Below are 14,385 nucleotides of genomic sequence, written 5' to 3' on the forward strand. Positions count from 1 at the left end.
GATGGGCGAGGTGACCGCCGGGCGGCGGTTCGGGGAGGGCCCTCTCTCCCGCGCCGCCGCCCTCATCTACACGGTGCTGGTCGTCGAGCTGCTGCTGGTGGCCGCGACCGCGCCGGGCCTGGCCGGGCTGATGCTGCTGGAGCGCGACGCGAGCAACATCCCGCTGTACGCGCTCTGCGCGCTGCCGGCCGGCCCGGCGCTGTCGGCGGCGCTGTACGCGCTGCACCACCGCAGCGCCGACCTGGCGGACCTGGCGCCCGCGGCCGGTTTCCTGCGCGGCTACCGGGCCAACGCCGCCGACGTGCTGAAGGTCTGGGCGCCGTGGCTGGCCGGGATGACGGTGGTCGGGATCAACCTCGCCCACCTGTCCGCCGCCGGGGTGCCCGGATGGTGGGCGGCGCTGCTCGTCGCGGTCGCGGCCGGGGCCGCGCTCTGGGCCGCCAACGCGCTGGTCATCGCGTCGCTCTTCCGGTTCCGGGCGGTGGACACCGCCCGGCTCGCCTCGTACTTCCTGGCCCGGCGCCCCGCGGCGACGCTCGGCAACGCCTGCCTGCTGGTCGTGGCGGGCGGGCTCACGCTGGCGGCCACCGAGCTGGCCCCGCTCGCGCTGGCGTTCGCCTTCGCGGCGGGGCTGCTGCGCAACAGCCGCCCGATGATCGCCGACATCCGCGAGCGGTTCGTCGCCGCTCAGTGAATCCGGCGCCCGTGCGCGTCGGGCACGCCCGACTTGCGGAAGAAGTACGTGTTGATCTGGTCGCGCCACTCCCGGGCGGAGCGCAGCTGCTCGTCCAGCAGCTCGCCCACCCGGGCGTGCAGCGCCGGGTCCACCAGCCCGGCCAGCCCGTCCCAGACCGGCCGCAGCGCCGCGACCTCCTCGGCCCCGGCGAAGTGGGTGTCGTAGATGTGCTGGATCACCGTCTTGCCGCTCTTCAGCACGTGGCCGTAGGGGACGTGGTGGAAGAAGAGCAGCAGCTCGTCCGGGCACCGCTCCAGCGACTCGTACACCTCCGACCACGGCTCGGGGTACTGGCCGGTGTAGCCGGTGCCGGTGGCGCGCGTCCGGTCCACGCCCACCCCGTCGCGGTCGGCGAAGTGGTACGTGCCCCACGGCGTGTACTCGTAGCCGTCCACGTCGGGGCCGTAGTGGTGACCGGGCCGGACCATGAAGCCGACGCCGAGCGGCGCCGTGTACCGCTCGTACGTCTCCCACGAGCCGTCCATGATCGTGCGCAGCGGCTCCCGCACCCGCTCGGCCACGTCCGGGAAGGTCAGGCCGATCCACTCGTCCAGGATCTCCCCGGGGTCCAGGCCCGGGTCCCAGGCCAGCCGCCCGAACGCGTACAGGTTGGCCTGCGCCAGCGGATGCCCGGTCCAGTACGGGTCGGCGCCCACGTTCGAGACCGCCACCAGCTCCTCGGCGACGCCCGCCACCGAACGCCCGCCCGGGCCCCACGGCTCGAAGCCGAGCACCTCGCGCCACATCGGCGCCAGATAGCAGACGTGCCGCTGCTGCCCGGTGTACTCCTGCGTCACCTGCAGCTCCACCGCCAGCCGGGTGCGCGGCATCGCGGCGATCACCGGCGAGACCGGCTCGCGCACCTGGAAGTCCATCGGCCCGTGCTTGACCTGGAGGATCGCGTTCTCCGCGAACTGCCCGTCCAGCGGCGCGAAGTGGTCGCAGGCGGCCCGGGCCCGGTCGGTGGAGCGGTCGCGCCAGTCCTGCCGGTGGTCGTAGACGAAGGCCCGCCAGTGCACCACCCCGCCGTACGGGGCGAGCACCCCGGCCAGCAGGTTGGCCCCGTCCGCGTGGGTGCGGCCGTAGGCGAACGGCCCCGGCTGCCCCTCGGAGTCGGCCTTGACCAGGTAGCCGCCGAAATCCGGGATCGCCTCGTACACCCGGTGGGTCGCCTCCGCCCACCACGCCCGCACGTCCTCGTCCAGCGGGTCGGCGGTGTCCAGCCCGCCCAGGACGACGGGCGCGGCGAAGGTCACCGACAGATGCACCTTGATCCCGTACGGGCGCAGCACGCCGGCGAGGTCGGCCACGTCGCCCAGCCGGTCGGTGAGCAGCCGCGCCTCGGTGGCGTGCACGTTGACGTTGTTCACGGCGACCGCGTTGACGCCCACGGCGGCGAGCAGCCTGCCGTAGGCGCGCACCCGCTCCAGGTCGCCGCGCGGGCCGCCCTCCTCCCAGAAGATCGACCCGCCCGCGTACCCCCGCTCGACCTGCCCCATCACGGGATGCACGTCGACGTTGTCCCAGTGGTCGAGCATCCGCCGCCGCATCGCGGGCCGGTGCGGCTCGGCCGCGAAGTCCGCCCCGAACGCCCGCTCGCCCATCCTCACCACGTGGAAGAGCCCGTACAGCACCCCGGCCGGACCGCCGGCCACCACGGTCACCCCGCCGCGCCGCCCGATCAGGAACTCCTCGTCCCCGCCGGGCTCCGCGCCGTCCAGCACCTTACGGGCGCCGTCCGGGAGGCTTTCCCAGGTGGCCAGCACGAGGTCGGCACCGTCCGCCAGGCTCCCGCCGAACCCGGCGCAGGCCCGGCCGACCTCCTCGCGGACGGTCTCCACGAGCGGGCCTTCCCCGGCCACGAGGACCCTGCGGGATCCGATCGCCCGGAACGCCTCGGGGGGAAGCCACGCGGAGTGGATCTCAGTCATGAGGCCGAATCTACCGAGAAAACATGACATGCGGTGTCCTCTTTCAGCGGAATCCTGGCCGCATCACCAGCCACCACACCCTGCCGCTGCTGATCAGGAACCCGGGCGGCCTGGTCGTCGAGGTCACCGACGGCACCTGGGACTTCAACGCCCCCCGCTACCGGGAGAACCTCTTCTACGACCTGGCCAAGACGGCGGTGAACCGGCTCGCCTTCGCACAGGCGCACGAGCTGCGCCCGCACGGCGGCACGGCGGTCGCGCTCACCCCCGGGTTCCTGCGCTCGGAGGCGATGCTGGAGCACTTCGGCGTCACCCGGCAGGATGCGCTGGTCCGGCCGCTCGGTCTCCAGCGCCGACCTGGCCAAGGAGTACGGGTTCACCGACGTCGACGGCAGCCGCCCCGACGTCTGGCGTTACCTCGCCGACACCGAGGGCGGCAAGGAGACGGACCCGGCGGACTACCGGTAGAGCGCGGCCGTGCGGGCGGCGGCGCCGGCGACCATCTCCCGCAGCTCGGCGGGCTCCAGCACCTCCGCCTCCGGGCCGAACCGCAGCACCTGCGAGTACGCGACCTCGATCGACTCCACGGCGAGCCGGACCGTGCCGTCGGGCCGGAGCGAGGCCTCCGCGTCCGGCAGCGCCGCCGGGTCGGCGATGTGCCGCAGCATCCGCCGCCCCGCCTCGGTGAGCCGGAGCGTGATCGAGGTGCGCAGCAGCGACCGCCGGAACGCCTCCGCCTGCTCGTCCCAGAACGCCGCCAGGTCGAAGCCGGGGTCGCGGTCGAACGTCTGGTCGAGCACGGTGATCTCGCCGAACCGGTCCACCCGGAACAGCAGGAACCGCGCCCGCCCCGGCAACCGGGCCGCGAGGTACCAGACGCCCGCCTTCAGCACCAGCCCGTACGGCTCCAGCGCGCGGGAGCGCTCCTTGTAGACGGCCGTCACCCTCCGGTCGCTCCACACCGCCCTGGCCAGCGGCGCGAGCTGCGGCGGCGGCGGGGAGCCGGTCGCGAACCAGCCGGGCGCGTCGAGGTGGAAGCGCTGCGCCGCCGTCGCCGGGGCGTCGCGCAGCCCGGGGGAGAGCGCGGCGGCGGCCTTCAGCCGGGCCGTCGCCGCCACCTCCTCCAGCCCCATCTCGCGCAGCGCGGCCGGGACCCCGGACAGGAACAGCGCCTCGGCCTCCGCCCGGTCCAGCCCGGTCAGCCGGGTCCGGTAGCCCTCCAGCAGCCGGTAGCCGCCGCCGCGCCCCCGTTCGGCGTAGACCGGGATGCCCGCCGACGACAGCGCCAGCACGTCGCGGTGGACGGTGCGCTCCGACACCTCCAGCTCGCGGGCCAGCTCCGCCGCCGTCATGCCGCCGCGGCCCTGCAGCAGCAGCACCAGCGACATCAGCCGGGCGGCGCGCACAGCGGCAGGATCACGGCGGAGGGGTGATCGGGGGAGTGGAAGACCTCGACGTCGCTCGGCGCCATCGGCCCGGTGTGACCCAGCGGATCGCCGACGCCCGGGTTGCGGGGGATGGTCGGGTAGGCGCCGGCGGCGACGTGCACGCGGATCCGGTGGCCCCGCCTGAACCGGTGGCCGATCGGCCACAGCTCCACCCGTACCCTGCGCACGTCCCCCAGCGTATCGGCGGCGAGCGGGCCCAGGCGCCGCACGCCCTCGCAGACGTTCATGGACCGCCCGTCCGGGTGCACGTCGCACACCCGGACGACCACGTCCGCGTAGGGCGTGCTGGCGCGGACGTACAGCTCGGCGCTGACCGGGCCGATCATCTCCAGGTCGGACTCCAGCGCGGGCGAGCTGTAGACGAGCACGTCCCGGCGGGCCTCCAGGCGGCGCTGGTCGCGCGGCCGGGAGTCGGCCAGCAGCACCGGGCCGCCGATCACCGGCGTCGGATGGTCCGGGTGGTAGCGGAACCGGTCGGGCTCCGACTCCACCGGCCCGTCCGTGCCCAGCCCGAAGTCGTGGCGCAGGTGCCAGCGCTGGTGGCGCAGGCCGGGGACGGGCCAGTCCGGGTACTCGCGCCACTCCTCGGCCCCCGTCACGTACAGCCGCACCGGCTGCTCGCGCAGGCGGGAGGCGTCGCCCAGCAGGTGGGCGCGGAACCAGGCGAGCGACTCGGCCATCGACGGCCCCAGGTGGCGGGCGTCGATGTGGGACCAGGGCCCGATCGTCAGGTACGGCTGCCGGCCCGCCGCCCGCATCGCCAGATAGTCCTTGAGCTGCCACGGCAGGAACACGTCGTACCAGCCGCCGAGCATGGTGACCGCCGCGTCCACCTCGCCGACCCTGGGGGAGTGGTCGCGCCGGGTCCAGTACGGGGCCGGGTCGGCGTGGTGGGCCAGCAGGTCGCGGTAGAAGCGGAGCGGCCGCCCGGCCGAGGCCAGGTCCAGCTCGGCCACCGGCCGCCCCGTCAGCACCGCGCGCCGGGTCACCCGCGGCGCGGTCAGCCCGGCGGCGCTGCCGAACCGGCCGCCCATCTGCTCGGTGAGCGTGGTCCAGCTCAGCGCCGACTCCAGCGCGAACGCGCCGCCCACGTAGGCGGCGTCGCGGAACTGGGAGGCGGTGATCTGGGTGGCCATCGCCTTGAGGTCCGGGCCCGCGTCCGCGGCCACGGCCCACTGGGTGAAGCCGAGGTAGGAGGGGCCGAAGGTGGCGAACGCGCCCCCGTACCAGGGCTGCTCGCGCATCCAGGCGATCGTCGCCAGCCCGTCGTCGTGCTCGTGGCCGAGCGGGTCGAGCTCGCCGCCGGAGCCGAAGCCGCCCCGGCAGCTCTGCATCAGCACCTGGAAGCCGTTCCAGGCGAAGCCGCGCCCGTACAGCAGCCCGAACATGCCGCGCCGGCCGTACGGGGAGCGGATCAGCACGACCGGGGCCCGCTCGGCGCCGGCCGGGACGTAGCGGTCGGCGAGCAGGGTGACGCCGTCGGGCATCCGTACGGGGATGTCGCGGTGGACACGTACGCGTCGCATTACTAACCAGTAACATACGCGCCGCCGCGAACGGTAGCCCCGGGGTGCCCCGGGGCTGCCTACGAGACTACGGCGCGGTCTTGTCCGGCCGCTCCGAGATCCGGATCGCGTTCACCAGCGTCGCCCCGTCCCGGGCCGCGAACCGGACGTTGAGCTGGCCGTCGGCGACCCGCACCGTGTACTGCCTGCTCACCGCCGTGTACGTGCCCGCCTCCAGGGCCAGATCCAGCGCCGGGATGGCGAGCTCGCCCTCCACCAGCAGGTCGAAGACCCGCTTGCCCATGCGCATGTCGCGGATCTCGGCGAAGTCCAGCTCCACCGTGTAGACGCCGTCGGGCACGGAGTCGAAGCGGTACTCCAGCATCCGCTCGCGGGCGGTCCTGAAGAGCGTCTGGTCCTCGGTCCCCTTGATCTTCTTGTGGGTGCTCGCCGTGGCGGTGGAGTCGGCGACGTAGCCGTGCGAGCCCGCCCGGTAGCGCCGGTCGGCCGTCCAGGCGTCACCGGCGGCGTCGGTGTGGCCGCGCGAGGCGCCCACGTCCACCGCCACCTGGTGCTTGGGCACCACCACGGTCACCGCGATCTCGATCACCGGCTGACGCCCGCTGGCCGACTTGACCAGGAGCTTCCCGGCCCGGGTCGTGCCCGGCCGCACGCCGTCGCTCGACACCGTCACCTTCAGCGTCGCCTGCTGCCCCTTGGCGAGGGTGCCGGAGGCCGGGGTGACGCCGAGCCGGCCGTCCGCCGGGTCCGCGGTGACGGTGTACGGGGTCGGCGAGCCGAGGTTGGTCAGCTCCAGCGTGCGCTCCCTCGTCTGCCCGGCCGGCATGACCACGGTCAGCTCGGCCGCCGAGGCGGCCACCCGCCCCGTCACCAGCGCCGTGTCGACCCGGGTCACCGTGCCCGGGGCCACCGTCACCGGCTGGGTGAAGGTGCCGTAGTCCGCCTTCGAGACCTCCACCTCGTAGTCGCCGGCCAGCACCTGCCCGTAGAAGGAGCCGTCGTCGCCGGTGGTGAACGTCGCCGCGTCGCCCACCTGCACCGTCGCGCCGGGCAGCGGCTCGCCGTCGTTGGCGTCCGACACCACGCCCGTCACCAGGCCGTGCCTGCTCGCCGTGATGGTCAGGCTCTGCCCGTCGGCCAGCGCCGCGGTGTCGTAGGAGTAGAGCAGCGCGTCGTCCCCGGCCGCGTTCTCCACGCCGACCGTGCCGAACGCGCCGCGCGCCCGGTCGGCCTCCAGGCCCTTGTAGCGGAAGCCGATCGTGCCGTCCTCGCCCAGCAGGGCCGCGAACGACACGCGCAGCGACTGGTCGGAGTAGAACTTGACGTCCCGCCACTCCACCACGAACCGCCGGTGCGGCGCCGTGCCGGTCACCGCCGTGTACACGCCGCTCTCCGCGTCCACCACGAAGTCGTCCCAGAACGGGTAGACCGCGTTGTTCGGCGTGCCCGAGCTCGGCAGGTTCCCGTTGCCCGGCGCCGTCACCCGGGACTCGGCGAAGGTGAGGAACCCGTTGGTGGACACCCAGGCCCGGCTCTGCCCGGTGCCGTAGAACGGCACGGAGAACGGCAGCGTCACCTGGACCGCGTCGTCGTCGCCGGTCAGCGCCAGCCTCTCGGTGCCCGCCACGTACGGCTCGGCGCCCGCGCGGCAGGTGTAGCCGAAGTTGTCGCCGCGCAGCGGCAGCTCCACGTCCCTGACCACGTCGCCGTCCACCGTCACCTCCGCGGTGGCGGCCGAGGAGCAGCGCGAGGAGGGGGTGACGGCCAGCTCGTAGGAGCCGTGCGGCAGCGTCAGCGAGTACCGGCCCTCGGCGTCGGTCACCGCGCTGAGCGGCGTGCCGGACGCCGCCACCTGGGCGTCCGCCTCGGGCGCGCCGGCGGTGGTGACCGTGCCGGTCACCACGCCCGACGGGAGCGCGGTCACGGTCAGCTCCACGGTGGCGGTCTCCTCGCCGGTCACCGCCACCGTCGCGGTGCCGCGCTCGTAACCGAACTTCTCCGCCGTCACCTCGTACTCGCCGGGCAGCAGGCGTACGAACGAGAACGCGCCGTCGTCACCCGTCACCAGGCTGCGGCTGATCGGGCCGTCGACCGTCACCGTCGCCCCGGCCACCGGCTGCCCGCCGGCCGTGACCGTACCGCTCAGCCCGCCGAGGCTGTCCTGCGGCGCGGCCAGCACCGCGGCGTAGGTGTCGAGCTTGCCCTCGCCCCAGACGTTGTTGTCCTCGGCCGTGCCCCCGCAGCTGGTGTCGGCGGTGTCGGCCGCCGTGGCGTCCAGCAGCGGCCGGGTCGCGGCGACGTCGCCGTGCAGCCGCGGCGAGGCCGACCACATGAGCGCCACCGTCGCCGCCACGTGCGGCGAGGCCATCGAGGTGCCGGAGAAGGAGGCGTAGCCGCCCGGCACCGAGGAGCGCACCGCCACGCCGGGGGCGGCGATGTTCGGCTTGATCTCGCCGTCCTCGCCCGCGCCCTTGCTGGACCTGGTGTAGAGCGCGCCGTTCACGTCGAACGCGCCGGCGCTGTAGCTGACGGCGTACTGGCCGGGCGAGCCGCTGCTCTGGCAGGACGGTCCCTCGTTGCCGTTGGCGAACGCCGGGAAGATGCCGGCCGCGACCCACGCCTCGACCGTCTCCTTGTACCAGGGGTCGAAGCCCTCACCGCCCCAGGAGTTGTTGACGATGTCCGGCGCCAGGTCGGGGCGCGGGTTCTCGCCATTGGCGTCGGTGGGCGCCAGCACCCACTGGCCCGCGGCCAGCAGCGAGGCGTCCGTGCAGGTGCTGAACTCGCAGCCCTTGGCCGCGATCCAGCGGGCGCCCGGGGCCACGCCGATGCCGTTCGCGCCGACCATCGTGCCTATGACGTGGGTGCCGTGGTCGTTGTTGTCGCACGGCGCCGCCGACGGGCAGATCCCCGCCGGATCGAACCAGTTGTAGTCGTGCACGACCGTGCCGTCCGGCTGGGTGCCCCGGTACGCGGCGATCAGGTCCGGGTGGTCGAACTGCACGCCGCTGTCGATGTTGGCCACCACGACGCCCTCGCCGCGGTTGCCCAGCTCATCCCAGACGCGCGGGGCGCCCACCCGGTCGATGTTCCACTCGTTCGCCCTGATCCGGGCCTGGGGCTTGTCCTCCGCCGGCTTGGGCAGCGTCAGCGTGCGGACCGGCTCGATCCGGTCCACCTCGGGCATCCCCGAGATCTCCGCCGCCAGCTTGGACCCGGCCGTCACCTTGACCGCGTTGACGATCCAGAACGGGGTGTACTCGGCGCGGTGCTGGTCCAGCAGCTTGCGCAGGCCCGCCTGCGCGGACTCGGCCGTCCGCGTCTTGGCCTCGTAGACCAGCTCGGCCTTGGTCTCCTTGGTCCCGGCCCGGCGGGCGCCGCTCAGGTCGGCGCCGCGCTTCATCCGCACCCAGAACGTGGCCTTGTCGTCGCTGTCCAGCTGCGCCTGGACCGCTCTGTCGATGTTGCCTGGATCGGGGGCGGCCTGGGCCACCCCGGTGGGGACGATCAGGGATAAGGCGGCGGCGGCTCCCATGAGGAGCGCGCGCCAGCGGGGGGTGTTCGGCACTGGCTCTCCTTCGCGCCCGCCGGAAAGGATCTTTTCCGGCTCTGTCGAGAAGAGTGAAGAGAGCTTGTCGGGATTGCAAGAGAAAATCCTGACAAGCTGTCATGTGTAACAAAATGTAATGTGGTCAGTTGAAATGTCGCCAGCGGTCCCAGGTGGCGCTCCACGGCTGCCGCAGCCCCCGGCACAGGAACACCGGCACGCCCTGCTCCTCGTTCTCCACCCCCAGGCCGTTGTCCACCGTGGCCCGCACCTCGCAGGAGGAGAACTCGCCGCTCATCAGGCCCGCGTTCACCAGGATCGCCGGGTCTCCGTCCGCCGGCGGCGGCCCGTACTCCCAGAGCTGGTTGTGACCCGAGTAGACCCGCGTCAGTCCCGCCTGGGAGAGCGAGCCGTGCTCGCCGTAGTTCGCCGTCACCACGACGGCGCGCCGGCGCTCGTCCGGCGGCAGCGCGTCCAGCACCCCGGTGACGGCCGCGTTCAGCGCCGGCCAGCCGACCGACTCGCGCGCCACCTCGTTGATCATCGGCACCGGCGTGCTCCCCAGGACGGCCAGCGGCACCAGCGGCAGCGCGATCACCGCGTTGCCGGCCCCGCCCAGCGCCAGCGACCAGCCCGCCGACCTGATCTTGTCGCGGCCCGCCGCCTCCGCCGTCACGCAGCCCGCCGCGAACAGCAGCAGGATCAGCCCCGCCGTGTAGTCGAACCGGCCGCCGCTGACCAGCGTCAGCGCCGCGGCGGCCGGGTAGGCGACGGCCAGCGCCCGCACCCGGCGGTCCCGCCAGAGCCGCACGAACCCGAACCCGCCGATCACCGCCACCACCGGCCCGAACAGCAGCAGCTGCATCGGTGCGAACAGCACCCGCATCTCGCCGCCCTTGTTCTCGCCCAGCGCCGCCGCCATCTTGAGCTGCGGCAGGTCGTGGGTGAGCTGGTAGAGCAGGTTCGGCAGCGCCACCACGACGGCGACCAGCGCCCCCGCCCACAGCCAGCGGCTCATCAGCAGCCGCCGCGGCCCCGCCGCCAGCACGCCCGCCGCCAGCGCCAGCACCAGCATGGCGATGAGGAGTTTGTTGTACGTGGCCGCGCCGATCACCGCGCCGGCCGCGAGCCACCAGCGCCCGCCGCGCAGCAGCGCCCTGAGCGTGAACAGGATGGCCGCCGCCCAGAACGGCAGGTCGAAGCTCACGGTCAGCAGCGTGTGCCCGGCGATCAGCACGTACGCGCCGGTCGCGGTCCCGGCCGCGGCCAGCGTCTGCGCCGCCCGCCCGCCGCCCAGCTCGCGGGCGATCAGCGCCGTCAGCACCACCAGCGCCGCCATCGCCAGCGCGGGCAGCACCCGCAGCGCCGCCGGCGAGTCGCCGAACAGCGCCATCGAGACCCGCGCCGCCATCGGGGTGAAGGGCGGCTGGTCGACGTAGCCCCAGCCGGGATGCTCCGCCAGCACCCGGAAGTAGAGCTCGTCGCGGTGATATCCGTACCGGGGGCTGAGCGCCGGCAGCAGGGCCACGAGCGCGGCCGAGACGGCGCCCACCGGCCGCCAGGCGAGGGGTCTTTCCATGGCGCTTCAACCTATCGGGAGAAAGATCCCATCTGTCATACACGGTGCCATTTGCCCTGTTAAAGGCGCGTCTGTGACGCGCCGCGGCCCACCCGTGTCGCGTTGCGCGATCTTGAGGGCGGGAGTAGCCTGTGCCCTATGCGACATCACTCCTCGCTTCAGTGGTGGCGCCGCTCGTAGGCGGCGCGATGATTTCGCATACCCTCTGGAAGGCCGCCCCGGTTGGCGGCCTTTGTCGTGTTCGCCCCGGGGCTCAATGGAAGTGCGCGAAGGGGCAGCAGTGGAGACGAGCGGATATACCACCGCCAAGGGCATCGGCGTCGAACTCGAGGTGCGCGCGGTGTCCGAGGACGCGCTCGAGGAGATCGTGACAGCCCTGGGGGAGCGGCGCGGCGGCGCGTTCTCCTCGGGCATGGACTACCCGGGCCGCTACAGCAGGTGGGCGTTCGGCTACGTCGACCCCTGCCTGGAGCTGGTGGCCAAGGGCCGCACCATCTCGGCGCGGGCGCTCAACGAGCGCGGCCGGGTGGTGCTTCCCGCCGTCGCCTCCTGCCTGCTCGCCGCGGGCAAGCCGGCCGGCGAGCCGACCGCCGACTTCGTCCAGGTGTACGTGCCGGAGTCGGAGGATCTGCTGCCCGAGGAGATGCGCAGCCGCCGGCCCACCGTCTTCACCGCCATCCGGGAGGTCATCGCCGCCTTCAAGGGCGACGACCCGCACCTCGGCCTCTACGGCGCCTTCGGCTACGACCTGGCCTTCCAGTTCGAGCCGATCAGGCAGCGGCTGGAGCGCCCCGCCGACCAGCGCGACCTCGTCCTCCACCTGCCCGACCGGCTCGTCGTCATCGACCGGCAGCGCGAGACCTGCTTCGAGCGCCGCTACGAGTTCACCGTCGACGGCCGCGGCACCCGCGGCCTGGAGCGCACCGGCGAGGTCACCCCGCCCTCCGCCCCCGCCGAGGTGCCGCCCAACCCGCCCAAGGGCCAGTACGCCGAGGTCGTGGCCGCCGCCAAGGAGCGCTTCAAGCGCGGCGACCTGTTCGAGGTGGTGCCCGGCCAGGTCTTCCACGCCACCTGCGACGACCCGCCCGCCTTCTACCGCGGCCTGCGCAAGAGCAACCCCGCCCCGTACGAGTTCATCATCAGCCTCGGCGAGGGCGAGCACCTCGTCGGCGCCTCGCCCGAGATGTTCGTCCGCGTCACCGGCGACCGGGTCGAGACCTGCCCGATCTCCGGCACCATCGCCCGCGGCGCCGACCCGGTCGGCGACGCCGAGGCCATCCGCACCCTCCTGACCAGCGTCAAGGAGGAGTCGGAGCTGACCATGTGCACCGACGTCGACCGCAACGACAAGTCGCGCGTCTGCGTCCCCGGCACCGTCAAGGTCATCGGCCGCCGCCAGATCGAGCTCTACTCGCGGCTCATCCACACCGTCGACCACATCGAGGGGCGGCTGCGGCCCGGGTTCGACGCGCTGGACGCCTTCCTCACCCACATGTGGGCCGTCACCGTCACCGGCGCCCCCAAGACCTGGGCCATGCAGTTCATCGAGGACCACGAGGCCACCACCCGCCGCTGGTACGGCGGCGCCATCGGGTTCATCGGCTTCGACGGCTCCATGAACACCGGCCTGACCCTGCGCACCGCCCAGATCAGGGACGGCGTGGCCGCCGTGCGGGCCGGCGCCACGCTGCTGTTCGACTCCGACCCCGAGGCCGAGGAGCGCGAGACCGAGCTGAAGGCCAGCGCCCTGCTCGGCGCCCTGGCCGCGGTGGGCCGGCCGGAGACCGTGACCGAGGAGCCGCCCCGGGAGCAGCCCGGGCTGGGCATGAAGGTGCTGCTCGTCGACCACGAGGACTCCTTCGTCAACACCCTCGCCGACTACTTCCGGCAGGAGGGCGCCGAGGTGGTCACCCTCCGCCACGGCTTCCCCACGGCGATGATCGACGAGATCGGCCCCGACCTGGTGGTGCTCTCGCCCGGCCCCGGCTGGCCGTCCGACTTCGGGATGTCCGCCCTGATCGACCAGCTCTACGCCCGGAACCTGCCCGTCTTCGGCGTCTGCCTGGGCCTGCAGGCGATGGTCGAGCACGCCGGCGGCACACTCGAACTGCTCGATCAGCCCGAGCACGGCAAGCGCGGGCAGGTCTCCCGGCTCGGCCCCAGCGCCCTGCTCGACGGGCTGCCCGAAGAGTTCACCGCCGCCCGCTACCACTCGCTGCACGCCAAGCGGCCCGGAGTGGTGGGCTTCACGGCGACCGCCGTCACCCCCGACGGCAACGTCATGGCCATCGAGGACCCCGAGCGGCGCCGCTTCGCCGTGCAGTTCCACCCGGAGTCGATCCTCACCGCCGAGGACGGCGTCGGCGCGAAGATCATCCAGAACGTGCTGAGGCTGAGCCGGTGAGTCGGTAAAACGTCCGCGGGGGCGTGCGGGAACCGCCTAGAGTCTCCCGCATGCTCCCCGTAGATCTGCCCGACACGGTGCGTGACGCCCTCCTCGCCCCGCTCGTCGACCACGCCTGCCACGGGGTGCGCCGCGACGACCTGACCCGCGGCCGTTTCGAGCTGCTGCTCAACGAGGGCGGCAGCCCGGCCCCGCCCGGCACCACCCACTTCGACACCCCGCTCGGCGCGGCCGTGCGGCGCTGGTGCGCGCCCGTGCTCGGCCTGGAGCCGCGCGCGCCGGCCGCGGTCTACCTGTCGCGCCGCGCCGACCTGGGCGCGGCCGAGGTCAACCGGCTCCTGCTGCGCGCCGCCGGCGTCTCGGCGTTCCTCGTCGACACCGGCACCGAGGGCGCCGACCTGCTGACCGCGGCCGAGATGGGCGCGGGCGGCGGCGCGGGCGCCGACGAGATCGTCAGGATCGAGCAGATCGAGCAGGACGTGGCCGAGATGGCGGGCGGCGGCGTCGAGTACCTGGACAGCCTCGGCGAGGAGCTGTCCGCCCGCGCCGTCCGGGCGGCCGGGCTGAAGACCGTCGTGGCCGGGCGGGTCGGGCTCGACCTCGACCCGGCGCGGCCCAGCCGGGGCGCGGTGCTCGCCGCCGCCAACCGGCGCCTCGCCGACCCCAAGCAGCCGCTCGCCGAGCCGGCGCTGGCCCGCCACCTGCTCTGGGCCGCCGCCGACGTGGCCCGCGAGCGCGGGCTGCCGCTGCAGGTGCAGACGGGCCTGGCCGCCTGCGAGGCCGGGCTCCACCTGGCCCGCCCGGCCCTGCTCACCGGCTTCATCCGGGCGCTGCAGCCCGCCGGGGTGCCGGTCGTCCTGCTCACCGGCTACCCCTACCAGCGCGAGGCGGCCCAGCTGGCGCACGCCTTCCCACACGTGTACGTGGACATCGGGCTCGCCCTGGCCCACACCGCCGCCGGGTCGCCCCGGGTGCTGGCCGAGCTGCTGGAGCTGGCGCCGTTCCACAAGCAGCTGTACGGCTCCGGCTGCCGCGGCCTGGCCGAGACGTGCCTGCTGGGCGCGGTCTACTTCCGGCGGGCGCTCGGGCAGGCGCTGAAGGAGCGGCTGGACGCGGGGGAGTGGACCACCGCCGACGCCGCCAGGGTCGCGCACATGATCGGCGCGGGCAACGCCCGCCGGGTGTACCGCCTCTGAGTTACCAAATCGTGATTT

General features: G+C 73.7%; 8 protein-coding genes and 1 pseudogene. 4 read left to right on the plus strand and 5 right to left on the minus strand.

Going from position 1 to position 14,385, the window contains the following annotated elements; genetic code table 11:
- The first annotated feature begins 1 nt into the window (after position 1).
- Positions 2 to 694 (plus strand): hypothetical protein, encoded by a 693-nt coding sequence (locus tag AB0J42_RS12310; RefSeq protein ID WP_364292184.1) that lies wholly within the window; start codon positions 2 to 4, stop codon positions 692 to 694.
- Here the strand turns inward: AB0J42_RS12310 and AB0J42_RS12315 are convergent.
- Positions 688 to 2,667 carry an alpha-glucuronidase gene (locus AB0J42_RS12315; RefSeq protein ID WP_364292187.1) on the minus strand — a complete coding sequence of 660 codons (1,980 nt, stop codon included), beginning with the start codon at positions 2,665 to 2,667 and terminating at the stop codon, positions 688 to 690. The genes AB0J42_RS12310 and AB0J42_RS12315 overlap by 7 nt on opposite strands.
- A gap of 62 nt (positions 2,668 to 2,729) precedes the next feature.
- Here AB0J42_RS12315 and AB0J42_RS12320 point away from each other — a divergent pair.
- A pseudogene (locus tag AB0J42_RS12320) lies at positions 2,730 to 3,135 on the plus strand (short-chain dehydrogenase); the annotation flags it as partial.
- On the opposite strand, the gene AB0J42_RS12325 reads toward AB0J42_RS12320, so the two are convergent.
- From AB0J42_RS12325 to AB0J42_RS12340, 4 genes are all read right to left on the minus strand, one after another.
- Positions 3,126 to 4,073 carry a WYL domain-containing protein gene (locus AB0J42_RS12325; protein ID WP_364292190.1) on the minus strand — a complete coding sequence of 316 codons (948 nt, stop codon included), beginning with the start codon at positions 4,071 to 4,073 and terminating at the stop codon, positions 3,126 to 3,128. The pseudogene AB0J42_RS12320 and the gene AB0J42_RS12325 sit on opposite strands and share 10 nt — an antisense overlap.
- On the minus strand, positions 4,055 to 5,641 hold the full coding sequence (locus AB0J42_RS12330) for a CocE/NonD family hydrolase (protein ID WP_364292193.1): 1,587 nt from the start codon (positions 5,639 to 5,641) through the stop codon (positions 4,055 to 4,057). The genes AB0J42_RS12325 and AB0J42_RS12330 overlap by 19 nt, the downstream gene beginning before the upstream one ends.
- Positions 5,642 to 5,708: 67 nt before the next feature.
- Positions 5,709 to 9,209 (minus strand): S8 family serine peptidase, encoded by a 3,501-nt coding sequence (locus tag AB0J42_RS12335; RefSeq protein WP_364292196.1) that lies wholly within the window; start codon positions 9,207 to 9,209, stop codon positions 5,709 to 5,711.
- A 124-nt stretch (positions 9,210 to 9,333) separates the two neighbouring features.
- Positions 9,334 to 10,767 (minus strand): glycosyltransferase family 39 protein, encoded by a 1,434-nt coding sequence (locus tag AB0J42_RS12340; RefSeq protein WP_364292199.1) that lies wholly within the window; start codon positions 10,765 to 10,767, stop codon positions 9,334 to 9,336.
- Between the two features lie 280 nt (positions 10,768 to 11,047).
- Between AB0J42_RS12340 and AB0J42_RS12345 the strand changes: the two genes are divergently transcribed.
- On the plus strand, positions 11,048 to 13,171 hold the full coding sequence (locus tag AB0J42_RS12345) for an anthranilate synthase component I (protein ID WP_364292202.1): 2,124 nt from the start codon (positions 11,048 to 11,050) through the stop codon (positions 13,169 to 13,171).
- A gap of 50 nt (positions 13,172 to 13,221) precedes the next feature.
- Entirely contained in the window at positions 13,222 to 14,367 is a 1,146-nt protein-coding gene (locus tag AB0J42_RS12350) for an amidohydrolase family protein (RefSeq protein WP_364292205.1), read from the plus strand.
- The last annotated feature ends 18 nt before the right edge of the window (positions 14,368 to 14,385 follow it).

Origin of the sequence: Nonomuraea sp. NPDC049649 (assembly GCF_040675175.1) — a bacterium.
Lineage (GTDB): Bacteria > Actinomycetota > Actinomycetes > Streptosporangiales > Streptosporangiaceae > Nonomuraea.